Source organism: Bacillus sp. HSf4 (assembly GCF_029537375.1).
Taxonomy (GTDB): Bacteria; Bacillota; Bacilli; order Bacillales; family Bacillaceae; genus Bacillus; species Bacillus sonorensis_A.
This window is the reverse complement of record NZ_CP120679.1, coordinates 3,804,990-3,818,658: the sequence shown is the minus strand read 5'-3', so window position 1 is coordinate 3,818,658 and position 13,669 is coordinate 3,804,990. Positions and strand designations below refer to the sequence as shown.

10 protein-coding genes are annotated in these 13,669 nt (G+C 45.6%); 9 read left to right on the top strand and 1 reads right to left on the bottom strand.

Translation table 11 applies throughout. From position 1 onward, the window contains the following. The first annotated feature begins 7 nt into the window (after positions 1–7). From P3X63_RS19820 to wecB, 3 genes are all read left to right on the top strand, one after another. On the top strand, positions 8–1,537 hold the full coding sequence (locus P3X63_RS19820; protein WP_277691731.1) for a glycosyltransferase: 1,530 nt from the start codon (positions 8–10) through the stop codon (positions 1,535–1,537). 84 nt (positions 1,538–1,621) lie between these two features. Then, the gene (locus P3X63_RS19815; protein WP_277691730.1) at positions 1,622–3,532 is read left to right on the top strand and encodes a glycosyltransferase; all 1,911 of its coding nucleotides are present in this window, start codon (positions 1,622–1,624) and stop codon (positions 3,530–3,532) included. A 23-nt stretch (positions 3,533–3,555) separates the two neighbouring features. After that, positions 3,556–4,698 (top strand): non-hydrolyzing UDP-N-acetylglucosamine 2-epimerase, encoded by a 1,143-nt coding sequence (gene wecB, locus P3X63_RS19810; RefSeq protein WP_277691729.1) that lies wholly within the window; start codon positions 3,556–3,558, stop codon positions 4,696–4,698. 38 nt (positions 4,699–4,736) lie between these two features. Here wecB and tagU read toward each other — a convergent pair whose 3' ends face one another. Further along, a complete protein-coding gene (tagU, locus tag P3X63_RS19805; RefSeq protein ID WP_277691728.1) occupies positions 4,737–5,663 on the bottom strand; it encodes a polyisoprenyl-teichoic acid--peptidoglycan teichoic acid transferase TagU in 927 nt (308 codons plus the stop codon). 200 nt (positions 5,664–5,863) lie between these two features. On the opposite strand from tagU, the gene P3X63_RS19800 reads away from it, so the two are divergent. The 6 genes from P3X63_RS19800 to tuaC all read left to right on the top strand — a co-directional run bounded on the left by P3X63_RS19800 (position 5,864) and on the right by tuaC (position 13,550). Then, positions 5,864–6,187 (top strand): hypothetical protein, encoded by a 324-nt coding sequence (locus P3X63_RS19800; RefSeq protein WP_277691727.1) that lies wholly within the window; start codon positions 5,864–5,866, stop codon positions 6,185–6,187. A 31-nt stretch (positions 6,188–6,218) separates the two neighbouring features. Beyond that, entirely contained in the window at positions 6,219–8,363 is a 2,145-nt protein-coding gene (locus P3X63_RS19795) for a SpoIID/LytB domain-containing protein (protein WP_277691726.1), read from the top strand. An 87-nt stretch (positions 8,364–8,450) separates the two neighbouring features. Next, positions 8,451–9,938: an N-acetylmuramoyl-L-alanine amidase gene (locus P3X63_RS19790; RefSeq protein ID WP_277691725.1), complete on the top strand. Its 1,488-nt coding sequence runs from the start codon at positions 8,451–8,453 to the stop codon at positions 9,936–9,938. A 92-nt stretch (positions 9,939–10,030) separates the two neighbouring features. Next, positions 10,031–10,864, top strand: coding sequence for a sugar transferase (locus P3X63_RS19785; protein ID WP_347176598.1), 834 nt, complete (start codon positions 10,031–10,033; stop codon positions 10,862–10,864). A 23-nt stretch (positions 10,865–10,887) separates the two neighbouring features. Next, positions 10,888–12,339 carry a teichuronic acid biosynthesis protein TuaB gene (gene tuaB, locus P3X63_RS19780; RefSeq protein WP_026588960.1) on the top strand — a complete coding sequence of 484 codons (1,452 nt, stop codon included), beginning with the start codon at positions 10,888–10,890 and terminating at the stop codon, positions 12,337–12,339. Between the two features lie 2 nt (positions 12,340–12,341). Further along, positions 12,342–13,550, top strand: coding sequence for a teichuronic acid biosynthesis protein TuaC (gene tuaC / locus P3X63_RS19775; protein WP_077736153.1), 1,209 nt, complete (start codon positions 12,342–12,344; stop codon positions 13,548–13,550). Positions 13,551–13,669 lie beyond the last annotated feature (119 nt).

Below are 13,669 nucleotides of genomic sequence, written 5' to 3'. Positions count from 1 at the left end.
CATGAACATGAGGCGGATATTCTCATTGCTTTATGAAATCGATGTGGATAAGGGCGGGATTACGAGTTCCATGTTATCCCGTTCTTATGCTTTAACCGAAAGAGGCCACCATGTTGATTTAGTGACATTAGATAAAAAGAAGAACTACAAGGAAATCGAAACGAAGCTCAAAAAACAGGGAAGAATGCATCCGAATGTCCGTATTCTCAATATCTACCAGTCATATCGGGATCAGCATGACGGATACTCGCCTGATGAGCGGCAGATGTCGCACTTTCAAACGTCTTCCCTCTTGAATGAACCGGGATTTGCGGTGGATACAGCAAGGCTGGAAAACAATAGAGAAGCCGATTATTTTGTCAATGGTCTGTATGTCAAGCGCAAAAAATGGAGCAGGGCAAATCTGCTTTTATATACAGACTACTACAACGAAAACAGATACAGGGTGAAACGAGAAGAATTTTCTCAGGACGGATATATAGAAAGAGAAATCTTTTATGATTTGAAAACAAACAAGCCGAATCAGGTCAAATATTTAGCTCCGGATGGATTTTGCTACTTGACCGAATGGTTTAACAAAGAAACAGGAAAGCTTGAAGGCGTCTCATTGTTTGACCGCACCCGTTCCGATGTGAAAAAGTTTAAAGATAACCAGGCTTTTCATGCGTATTGGCTCGAAACGCTGTGCGAGGAGGAAGAAGATCCGATTTTGATATGCGACGGCGTGGGAAGTGCATCTAAAGTAAACTCGATGAAAGCAGGTTTGGCGAAAAGGCTGTACTGTGTTCATTCCAATCATTTGGATTACCCGCATACATTGGGGAGTCCTGTTCGCAAAAACCATCAATATGTCATGGAACACATCAAAGACTATGACGGTCTGGTTGTGTTAACGCATGAACAGAAAGAAGACATACTAAAAGACTTTGAAGCGGATGATAATATTTATGTCATTCCTCATGCACCAAGGAAGCTGAACATCCCTGAGAACGCGGAAAAGAAATTGAACGAATTTGTCATGATTGCGAGATATCACGAGGAAAAAGGTATTGACAAAGCGATTCAGGCGATGGAAATCGTCGGGAAAACGCATCCCGGTATCGTGTTGAAAATTTACGGAAGCGGTCCGCATCAGCCGCAGTATGAAGAGCTTATTCAAAAACTGGGGCTCGACAACGTTGTTCTACAAGGCTATACACCGGATCCTGCCAAGCATTATCGACAGGCGCTCGCAACATTGTTGACTTCCAAGTTTGAAGGCTTCAGTCTGGCGATTTGCGAGTCTTTTTCCTGCGGTACGCCGGTCATCAGTTTTGACGTGAAATACAGTCCGAGAGAGCTGATTGAAAAAGACAAGACGGGTATTCTCGTTGAATATGGCGATATTGAGGAGCTGGCGAAAAGCATCATCTATTTATATGAACATCCGGAAAAAGCGATAGAATATGGAGAAAATGCAAAGGCTAAAATCGAAACCCATTACAATGAAGAACGTCTGATTGAAAGATGGGAGCAGGTTTTCGATCTCATTGGATGATCGGAAGTCTTGTTCTTTATACGAGTTTTTGTGACTCATACGAAAAGACAAAAAAGCGATTGACCCAAGGGGTTGATAGGATCTATGTTTAAAATCACGGTAGCTGTACCATGTTATAATTCCGAACGATTCATTTCACGATGCATAGACAGTCTGGTTAACCAGTCCATGCCGGCGGATGAGTATGAAATCATATGTGTTGATGATCAATCTACTGACAGAACGGTTGACATTCTTCACGAATACGAAAGCCGATACACCCAAATGAAAGTTATTGAACGGAAAACGAATTCTGGAGGACCCGGAAAGCCGCGGAATCAGGCCATTGAAGCCGCAAAGGGAAAATATATCTTTTTTGTTGACTCTGATGACTTTCTGGGACCGGAAGCCTTGGAAAGAATATATCGTTTTGCTGAGGAACACGATTCAGATGTTGTCCTTGGCAAAATGAAAGGTGTGAACGGACGGGCCGTCCCGCAGGCCATTTTTAAACAGACGAATCCAGATGTGGATTTGATCGATTCAGCACTTATTTATGCGCTCGGTCCTACCAAAATGTTTCGCGTATCAATGCTCAGGGAAAACGATATTGATTTTCCGTCTAACATTCAGGCAACCGAAGATCAAGTGTTTGTGATGAGCGCTTATCTTCATGCCGATAAAATTTCCGTATTGGCTGATTACGATTGCTATTACGCCGTTTTACGAGAAGGCGAACATATGACGTTTGCCTATGTATCGCCTGAAGATTATTACGGAGCGATGAAGGTCATCATTGATATGATCAAATCCAGCACGCTTCCTGATAGCCAAAAAGAGAAACTGACAGCGAAATTTTTAAACAGGCATTTTGAGTTCTCAAGAACGACCGATTTTACCGAGGTGCTTGAAACTGAAGCTGAGCAGATCGAATGGATGAACGAGTTGCATTTATTCGTTGAAAAGAATATATCTCCCTCGGTAGACCTGCTTGTAAAAAACCATTTCAGGCTTAAACTGTATTTCATTCGAAACAATGACCTTAGCGGTTTTAAACAGTTTGAACGCGAAGAAGCAGATATTCACGATTTTACATCTGTCGATCAGGGGAATATCTATGGAGACTTCCCGAGCTTATCCGGGTATGATGTGCCGAGGGAAGCCCTTAAAATGAACCATAAAAATAAGCTGATTCATTTTATCGATATGATTGAGTTTAAAGACCGCCGTCTCATGGTGAAAGGTTCGGTTCATCACTCTGCGCTTCAGCACCAATCGGATCGGCAAAAGGTGACCGGGGTGTGGGTCAACCGGCAGAACAAAGCAGAAAAGACATTTATACCCGATGTGAGCGAGGGCGGCCGTTTTGAGTTTTCCTTCTATTTCGATGATATTGCGGAAACGGAATTTGATTTCGGCGTGTGGGATTTCTTTATCGATTCTGAAATTGACGGCTATACAAAGCGGGGCCGCATCGGGAGAAACAGAGAGCCGTACCCTTATACAAGTTATGCGAGGTATATAGGCAACAACGGCTTCTGTGCCTATTATGCGCGTCCTTATTTTACAAAGGACTATGACAATCTCTCATTGGACATCCAAAAGCAGACATCCTTGAAAATTGAATTTCCCAAAGAAGATGCAAACGGTTTGCTTTCCATCACTGTTCCTGGTCAGCAGTTGTTTTTTCCGGAACAATCCATTTTGCTGTTGAGAGTGAATGAACGTGAAATGTTCATTCCCATAAAGCGAGTGATTGCCAAATCGGATAATACAGAAATCAAAATAGCCCGGCATTTGATTGGAAATAAGTTCGGCCCCGTTGGAGTCGTGCAAGGGCAAGTTGAGATGTTCATCAACTCGTATCATACGCTGCTGGAACCAAAAAAGGACGATCTTTCCACTTTTCTTTGCAGCGCTCGGATCGAAAAGAAACGACTGTTCTTTCATATGAAGAAAAAAGTTGATTACCGTATCAAAGCCAATCATTCAACATTCTATTTAACAAGCCGGTAATACAGAAAACAGGTGACGATAATATGAAAAAATTAAAAGTCATGACCGTCTTCGGCACGCGTCCTGAAGCGATTAAAATGGCCCCGCTTGTGCTAGAATTGAAAAAGTATCCAGAAATCGAGTCATATGTAACCGTAACAGCGCAGCACAGGCAAATGCTTGATCAAGTGTTAGATGCTTTTTACATTACACCCGATTTTGATTTGAATATCATGAAAGACAGGCAAACACTGGCCGAGATTACGTCAAATGCGCTTGTGAAGCTTGACCAGCTGTTTCAGACGAACAAGCCGGATATTGTGCTTGTCCATGGCGATACGACAACGACCTTTGCCGGCAGCCTTGCCGCCTATTATCACCATATTACAGTCGGGCATGTCGAGGCCGGACTGCGGACGGGAAACAAATACTCTCCGTTTCCGGAAGAGTTGAACCGCCAGCTGACGGGGGCGATCGCCGACCTCCATTTTGCGCCCACAGAGCAGGCTAAGCAAAATCTGCTTCGTGAAAACAAAGATCAAAAAACGATTTTCATCACCGGGAATACAGCGATTGATGCCCTAAATACAACGGTCAGGGACGCGTATACACACCCGGTTCTTGAAAAGCTTGGCAAGGACAGAATGATCTTGCTTACCGCACATCGAAGGGAAAACCTCGGGCAGCCGATGGAAAACATGTTCAAAGCCATCCGCCGCATTGTCGAGGAATTTGACGATGTACAAGTTGTTTACCCTGTTCATCTTAATCCTGCGGTCAGGGATACGGCTTTAACACAGCTTGGCGATTTGGAGAAAGTCCATTTAATTGAGCCGCTGGAGGTCATTGATTTTCACAATTTTGCGGCGCAGTCCCATTTCATTCTCACTGATTCGGGAGGCGTGCAGGAAGAAGCGCCGTCCCTTGGCAAGCCTGTCCTTGTGCTCAGGGATACGACTGAGCGCCCCGAAGGGGTTAAAGCAGGAACGCTGAAGCTGGCCGGGACGGATGAAGAAAACATTTATCAGCTGACAAAAAAACTGTTGATTGATGAAGCCGAATATGCCAAAATGTCCCGGGCTTCAAACCCATACGGCGATGGCCAGGCTTCCCGGCGGATCGCGGAAACCCTGCTTTACCATTATGGATATAGGAGCCAGCAGCCGGATGTATTTTCAGATATATAAAAAGAAGCCTCCTTTAGGAAGCTTCTTTTTTCTTGTGTCTAGCTTTTTAAATCAAGGCTTTGTTTCAGTTCGGCTGTGATGTCTGACAGTGAGCTTTCGTCGGTCTTGTAATAATAGATCCCGTTCATTTTTGTTCCGCTGCCTTTAAGTTCATGCTGAACGACATTTGTCCGGGCGTCTTTATAGCCTGATTGGATATCCCACATATCATCAAAAGTGAGATTGGTTTTCACATTTTTTTCAACTACGTTGAACATGTCGCTAAATTTTGTAATGGAAGAAATATTGGCGCCTTTGTTGATGATTCCTTCAATCACTTGCCGCTGTCTGTTCTGACGGCCAAAATCGCCCTTCGGATCCTGTTTTCTCATTCGTGTATAGGCAAGAGCCTCGTTCCCGTTCAAGGAGATTTTGCCTTTGCTGAATGAATATCCGTCATAGCTGAACGCGAATGTACTGTTAACCGTAATTCCGCCAAGCGTATCGACGACGTCTCTAAAGCTTTCCATATTGACTTTGATGAAGTAATCGACGGGAACATCGAGGAAGTTCTCGACCGTGTCGACCGTCATCTGTACGCCGCCGAATGCGTATGAATGGTTGATTTTATCGTGTGTTCCTTTGCCGACAATCTCCGTATACGTATCGCGCGGGATGCTGACCATCTCCGTTGTTTTTGTTTTCGCATTGACGGTCATATAGATGAGGGAATCAGCCCGGCCTTTATCATTTTTGCGTTCATCGACGCCCATGATTAAAACCGAAAACGGGTCGTTGTTGTCGATACTCACATTCTGCTCCCGCTTTTTCGATTTATCGATACTTTCATGAATACTTGCAACAGTAGATGCCGCTTTGTTCCATAAATAATAGGCATAACCTCCTGTAGAAAGAACAAAAACAGCAATCAAAGCAATGATTGTATATAAAATCTTTCTCTTTTTCTTCCTTTTTTCAGCTCTCATATAGTCCTCACCTTTTTTATAGTCTACTTTGATTATAAGTTTCTTAAAATTTGAAAACAACAAAAAAATTTATACGTAACCCTTTGAATAGACGTAAGTCTTTTAAAAAAGTTGCAAAAAAACCGATGAATCTATGAAATTTTTCGTTATAATTAAAGAATCTGTTGGAATTTGTCGATAGAAAAGGAGAGGTGAAGAAGATGAAAAAACTCATAGTTCTAACACTTACAATGCTGCTTTTATTGGCAGCTTGCGGTACCGCTGAACAATCAACAGAGGACAAGTCAAACTCGACCAATAAGAATGCGGCATCTGAAGAAACCATTACAAAAGAAGGTTCATTTGCGGGGCTCGCTGACAGCCATACGATTGCAGTGACCATTGATGGAAAAGAGACATCGTTTCAGGTAGGAGAAGATCTCCAGGAGAAAGTCAACTCCATTGGAGAAGGCAAATCAGTCGAAGTTCAGTATACAAAAGATGAAAATGGCGTTTTGGAGCTGAAAAGCATCGAAACCAAATAAGCAATAATGCATCAGGGGGGTTCTTAACGTTTTGAAAAAAATGAAGCTTTTGCTTCTGTCGTCAGTCGCAGCCTCGGCTTTGCTGTTTACTCAAACCGCTCAGGCTGCCGACAAAAAGATTTCGGTGAAACTAAGCAATTATTTAGGCAACAAATCAAGCATTGACGTCGATATTTCCGGTGCATACGAGATACCGGGCTCAAGACTTTCCGCCACGGAGCGGTATGGAGGAACGACCCGGTTTGATGTCGCAAATAACGTGGCATCAGCGGGGTGGACGAATCCGAGCACGGTCGTCATCGTCAATCGGGACGCATTTGCCGATGCTCTCTCTGCAACACCGCTTGCAAAAAAATACGATGCACCGATTTTGCTGACGGACGCAGATTCATTGACACCCAAGACAGAAAGCGAGATTGCTAAACTCAAACCCGACAATATTTTAATTATCGGGGGAACGATCAGCGTATCTAAAAATGTCGAAAACACGCTGAAAAAATATGGATCGATCAACCGCATCGGCGGAGCGACCCGCTATGAGGTATCAAGAAACATAGCGAACCGGATGGGCAATTACAGCCAGGCGGTCGTCGCAACGGGAATGGTTTTCACAGATGCTTTATCCATTGCGCCATATGCGGCAATGAACGGATATCCGATATTGCTTGCCGGGGATGATAACATCCGCAGCGATTATAAGATCCCGAGCAAAGTAACGATTGTCGGCGGTCCGTTGAGTGTCAGTACGGGCGTCGAAAACACGCTGAAGAAACAAGCGTCTGTCACACGGATCGGCGGAGTTTCCAGATACCAGGTATCCGCCAATATCGTGAAACAGCTGAATATGAAAGCTTCAAAAGTATTTATTTCAAACGGATCGACGTTCGCAGATGCCTTGGCGGGATCGGTTCTGGCAGCCAAGCAGGGAAGTCCGCTGCTACTTGTCGAATCGAACAGCCTGCCATCGCCGGTTAGTGATGTGCTGGCTGAAAAAGGCACCAATTCTTTTGCGCTGCTGGGCGGGACGATCTCTATTACGGATACGTTGAAAAATAAATTGGCGGATACGTTTGCCGGGGCCGGTTATTCGGTCAATGTATCAAGCGGAAAGCTTGTGCTTTACCAAAACAATAAAGCTGTAAAAACACTGGGGACATCTTTTACGGCGGAACCGAAGAAATATTCGACCTCAAATTCCATCAGCATCAACGGAAGGCCTTACCTGGGCAATATGAAGTTCACCATTGAATCAAGCAAATACGTTCGCCCGGTCAATGTTGATATTCCGTTTGAAGATTATTTAAAAGGTGTTGTCCCTCATGAAATGCCGGCCAGCTGGAATACGGAAGCGCTCAAAGCTCAGGCGGTAGCAGCAAGAACCTACTCAGTCAGATCAACTGGCACAACAGTGGCCGATACACAGGCTTTTCAGGTATACGGAGGATATGACTGGAATTCAAAGACATCCAGCATTGTCAATGCGACAAAAGGCCAAGTTCTAAAATACAACGGCAGCTTAATTTCAGCCGTTTATTCATCGAGCAACGGGGGATATACAGAAGCGAGCGGTGAAGTATGGAGCAGTCAAGTTCCTTATTTACCTGCGAAAAAGGATACATATGATCCCCAGAACAGCTGGTCGATGTCACTGAATAAGACGCAGCTTAACAAGAGCAGCTTAAATTTGAAAAGTCCGGACACATGGTGGAACAGCACAAATGAAACAAACTCCGCCTATTTATCCGGTTTGAAAAGCTGGTTTATTAAAAATAAATACACCAGCGCTGAATCGATAAAAGTCACGAAAATTTCAAGCGTGACGCTAAGCAGTGAAAAAACTGCCGGCCAAAGACCGAAGACAGCAACGGTGAAGTTTTCTTACTTTGTTAAAGAAAAATCAAACGGCTATGTTCTTTCCAGCGGAAGTCTGGCGGAAAAATCGGCGACGATTACCGTGACAACGACACAGTTGAGATCGATGCTTGGAGGAAGCAATATGAAGAGTACATATGCTTCTGTGTCGAGCAATTCAAGCGCATTTATTCTCAGCGGAAAAGGGTATGGGCACGGTATCGGCATGAGCCAGTACGGAGCTAACGCCAGAGCTGCCGCCGGACAAAGCTACAAAACGATTTTGAATTTTTATTACCCGGGAACAACTCTATCTTCTTATTAATAGAATGGTAGGGAGAAGGAGGCCGCCGTGCCTCCTCTGTTCGTTTTTGGGGAGATGACAATAATTGTTAACTTGGAGGAGATATCTTTGCGGGTTTTACTAAGAAGCTTGCCAATCATTGTGTTGGGGCTTATCATGTTTGTACCAAATGCGTTCGCGGCCAATTCAGTCACAAGATTGGACGGCGCGAGCCGCTATGAAGTAGCTGTCAATGTCTCAAAGCAAGGATGGAGCAGCGCGAGTACAGTGGTTGTGGCAAATGGAAAAGCTTATGCAGACGTTCTCTCGGCCACTCCTTTAGCTTACAAAAATAATGCTCCTATTCTATTAACGGAATCGTCCAATTTGACAACTCCCACAAAAAATAGAATCAGCCAGCTGAAGCCGAGCAAGGTGATTGTCATCGGAGGAACGATCAGCGTCAGCAATACCGTTGTCAATCAAATCAAGAGTCTCGGTGTGTCAACTGTAGAACGGATCGGCGGTGCAAGTCGTTATGAAGTAGCGGAAAATATCGCTAAAAAGCTGTCGGGCACTTCTAAAGCGGTCATCGCAAACGGAAAAGCTTATGCTGACAGTATGGCGATCGGCGCCTATGCGGCGAGAAATGGAATTCCGATCCTTTTAACGACATCAAGCTCTATTCCGACACCGACAAAGGATGCGATGAAAAGCAAAGGAACAACATCCACGATTGTCGTCGGAGGAGAAATCAGCGTCTCAAAATCGGTTTACAGTCAGCTTCCTTCTCCTACGAGAATAGGAGGAAGCAGCCGTTTTGAAGTCGCGCAAAATATTGCAAAGAAATACTATTCCTCTGCTAAAGCTGCGGTTATCAGCAACGGTTACACTTATGCCGACGCGTTGGCAGGCTCAGTTCTGGCCGCAAAGCAAAACCGTCCAATGCTGTTCACTGATGCCGGATCTTTGCCGACACCAACAAGAAAAGCGATCGGCAATAGCGATATGACGACATTTACCGTGCTTGGCGGAACGATTTCCGTTAAATCAAATGTCGTCTCACAGCTGAAAAATCCGATTGTCGGCAAAAAAATCTTTATCGATGCAGGGCATGGAGGATATGACAGCGGTGCTGTCGCAAACGGTTTATATGAGAAAAACGTGAATCTTGACGTGGCAAAACTGGTCAATACGAAACTGTCAAATGGCGGGGCACTGCCGATCATGTCCAGAACGACCGACGTGTATCTGACCCTTTCAGATCGGGTATCAAAGGCGCAGTCAAACAACGCCGATCTGTTTGTCAGCATCCATGCTAACTCGGCCACACCTTCAGCAACAGGAACCGAAACCTATTACTATACAACGTATGAATCGGCAAACAGCAAAAGGCTGGCGACCGAAATTCAAAACCGCCTTTATGTCGCGCTCAATACGAAAAACCGCGGAGTAAAAATCGGTAATTTCCACGTCATTAGGGAATCAAAGATGCCGAGCAGTCTTGTTGAGCTTGCATTTCTTACGAATATAAGTGATGCAACCAAGCTAAAAAGCTCCACTTATAAGGAAAAGGGCGCAAAAGCGATTTATGACGGAATTGTTGCCTACTATTAATCCAGATGATCCAGGATAAGCCGATGTTGGCTTATCCTTTTTTGTGTCTTCTTTCATTTTCGTTCTTCCTGAAAATATAGTATGATTATTCCATTAATTCAACAAAAAGGAGCGGAGGCGGTCGATGGTTAAAGAAAATTAAACAAATTTATCAAAAAATCACACAATTAATATTCTTTAACAAGCCCTTTACAATGGGTTTACGTTCATATGCTACACTGACGCAGAGATCACAAAGAACCAAACCAATCGTGAGGTGTATGTCAGTGAGTATGGACAAAAGCTTAAGAATGTATAATGAATACTCAAGCCAGCAGATCTATTCTTGTGCTCTATCTGAAAAAGCAGTACGGTATTTGAATATAAAACGGGCAATGGATATCGTCCTATCACTCATCGGTCTCGCCATTACACTGCCGGTGATCCTGCTATTCTGTATTTTGATTTCTATAGAAACTCCCGGCTCGCCTTTTTACCGCCAGGAACGCGTCGGAAAAGACGGCAAGCATTTTAAGCTGATCAAATTGCGCTCGATGAGAATCGATGCCGAAAAATCCGGGGCCAAATGGGCCCAGAAGGATGATCCGCGGGTCACAGCGGTCGGGGCGTTTATCAGAAGAACAAGGATTGACGAACTGCCGCAGCTGATCAATGTGCTGGCCGGAGACATGAGCCTTGTCGGACCAAGGCCGGAACGGCCGATGTTTACCGCTCAGTTCCACCATGAGATTCCGGGATTTAAAAACCGCTTAATTGTAAAGCCTGGGTTAACGGGGCTGGCACAAGTCAATGGCGGATATGACATCAGTCCGAGGGAAAAGCTTGTGCATGATCTGTATTATATTCGAAATTTGACATTTCTTCTCGATTTGAAGGTCATGGTCAAAACGATTAAAGTAGTATTGACTGGTGAGGGAGCCAGATAATACAAGGAAGTTAGGAATATGCTATGTCAACCATTACAAAACAAATCTTAAGCGGTGCAAAATGGACAAGCCTGTCCACTTTGATTGTCACGGCTGTCCAGATTGTACAGTTTGCACTGCTTGGCAATATAATGACGATCACCGAATTCGGGCTCGTCGGGATGCTGACAACGGTCACGGTTTTTACGCAAATTGTGCTTGATATGGGATTCGGGGCCGCTTTAATTCAAAAGGAAGACATCAGTGAACGCCAATTGTCGACTTTGTATTGGCTCAATATCATAACGGGCTTCCTTTTGTTTATCGGCCTTTTTTTCTTAAGTCCGGTGATTGCTGATTTTTATCAGCGGGACGAACTTGTGCTGCTCATCCGGATTTTGGCGGTGATGTTCTTAATCGCGCCGGTCGGACAACAGCATCAATATTTGCTGCAGAAGGATTTGAAATTCAATGTGCTGAGCAAAATTGAAGCCGGTGCCGCGATAGCGTCGTTTGTGCTCCTGCTCGTCCTTATGGTTCTGACGGACCCGATTATCGCCTATGCTTTGTCACAAGTTTTTCTCAATTCCTTTAAAGGGATCCTATTTTTTGCTGTATATTTAAAAAAATGGCGTCCTTCATTTGTTTTTGCGGTACGGGAAGTCAGCGGTTTTTTCTCGTTTGGCGCTTTCCAGCTTGCTTCACGCCTTGTCAACAGGCTCGGCGCCAACATTGATATGATTTTGATCGGCCGTTTTCTCGGCGCTGAAGCTTTGGGAATCTATAACCTGGCCTACCAGATTATCACGATTCCCGTGTTGAAAATCAATCCGATTATTACAAAGGTTGCATTTCCTGTCTTCTCAAAAAATCAGCGGGACAACGGAACTCTGCGCGAAGGCTTTTTAAATATGACAAAGCTTCTCGCACTTGTTTCCTTCCCGCTGCTGATCGGGCTGACCACCGTTTCCGATCTGTTTATCGAGGTCGTCTTCGGAGAAAAATGGCTGCAGGCCGTCCCTGTGCTTAACATTCTGGCGATTGTCGGCTTGCTCAGGGTGCTGATGAATCCGAACGGATCGGTTTTATTGGCGAAGGGGAGAGCGGATCTTGCCTTTTATTGGGACAGCGGGATTATGCTCCTTTACGGACTGTCTCTATATGCTGCGGTGCTGACGAATGACTTGGTGCTGACCGCCTGGACGTATGCTGCGATTAGTCTGATCAATTTCTTGATCGGCAGATGGCTGCTCAAATATGTGATCCAGCTTAAGTTTGGCGAATACTTTAAGACGATTGGCAAACCGTTGGCGCTGACGGCCTTAATGGCAGCCCTGGCTCTGGGCTTGAGCGCGGGAACAAGACACCTTTTGCCCGGAGCCATGCTTCAGCTGTCGGTTTCCGTCGTCATCAGCGGAATTGTATACAGCCTGCTGGTCGGCAAGTTTTATCAAGGGGCGGTAAGAGCCCAGTTTCAAAGCAGAAAGGGCGTTTAATGTTGAAGGTACTTTGGATTACCAGTGTTTATCCCAGCGGTCAAAAACCGGGGGAAGGCGTTTTTCATGAGACACAGGTACAGGCGCTGCGGATGCTCGGAATCGATGTCACCGTCATTTGTCCTTTGCCTGTGAATCCCGGGCCTCTCAGGCTTCTGAAAAAAAAATACCGGCGCATCCGTTCATCTCCGGAATATGAAGAAAGAAAGGGAATTCCGGTCTACAGGCCGCCATACACTGCGCTGCCCGGCCAGCTGAAATGGGCCCAGCCGCACCGCCGGATAGCCGAAGCCGTTTTGCGGACAATCGGCAAGCACCGGCTGGCCCCCGACATGATCCATGCCCATTTCGCGATGCCGTCGGGAGGCGCCGCCGCCGTCGTCTCAGAAAGGCTCAACATCCCTTATGCGCTGACACTGCACGGGAGCGACGTCAATGTTTACCCGCATTACAGCAAAGGGGCCTTCAAAGCATTTGAAAGAGCCGTTCGCTCGGCTTCCGATGTATTGGCGGTCAGCGATATGCTGAAAGACAAAACAAAAGAGATGACAGGTGTCGAAAGCGCTGTGCTTCCGATCGGGGTCAGTCTTGACCGGTTTCAAAAGCCCTCCGCTTCAAAAGCCGAACTGAGGGAGAAATACGGCTTGCCGAAAGATAAAAAGCTGCTGACCTTCGTCGGCCGTTTGGTCAAGGGAAAGGGAGTGGCTGAGCTGGCAGAGGCCGTCCGGCAGCTTGATGACAGCTATGCGGCGGTGTTTGTCGGCGACGGGCCGGAAAAAGAGCGGATCCGGCAAAAAGCCGGCGGCCAGGCGATATTGACGGGGCAGGTGGCCAATCAGCAAATATCCGAATACCTTGCCGCATCAGACCTGTTTGTCCTTCCTTCCTATTCGGAAGGGATGCCGACCGTTGTCATTGAAGCGCTGGCTCTGAAAGTGCCGGTTGTCTGCACAGCGGTCGGCGGTGTCCCGGCTTTGTTCGGAAAGCATCGCCATCTCCTTGTGAAGCCGGGTTCCGTCTCCGAATTGAAAGCCGCGGTCACCGATTATGTCGAAGGCGGCAAATGGCGGGCGGATATCGCTGACGAGCTCTATCAGAAGGTGTATGAACATTATGATGCAAACCAAAACGCAAAAGCGCTGAAAGAGAGATATGAAAGGATCGTGCGCGATCTAAAAAAAGGCGCGGAAGTACCCGGCGGACCGGGGTGAAATGTCAAAAGGACCTGTTTAAAGCCGCAGGTTTAGGTCCAAGATGAAATCTAGAGAGACTTGATTTTTATAAACAGAGATAAAAATCATCGCCTAAAAAAAGCTATTGGATTGAAGGG

Coding starts and splice junctions, on each gene's coding strand:
- P3X63_RS19820 (WP_277691731.1), top strand. CDS start 8: ATGAGGCGGATATTCTCATTGCTTTATGAAATCGATGTGGATAAGGGC.
- P3X63_RS19815 (WP_277691730.1), top strand. CDS start 1,622: ATGTTTAAAATCACGGTAGCTGTACCATGTTATAATTCCGAACGATTC.
- wecB (WP_277691729.1), top strand. CDS start 3,556: ATGAAAAAATTAAAAGTCATGACCGTCTTCGGCACGCGTCCTGAAGCG.
- tagU (WP_277691728.1), bottom strand. CDS start 5,663: ATGAGAGCTGAAAAAAGGAAGAAAAAGAGAAAGATTTTATATACAATC.
- P3X63_RS19800 (WP_277691727.1), top strand. CDS start 5,864: ATGAAAAAACTCATAGTTCTAACACTTACAATGCTGCTTTTATTGGCA.
- tuaB (WP_026588960.1), top strand. CDS start 10,888: ATGTCAACCATTACAAAACAAATCTTAAGCGGTGCAAAATGGACAAGC.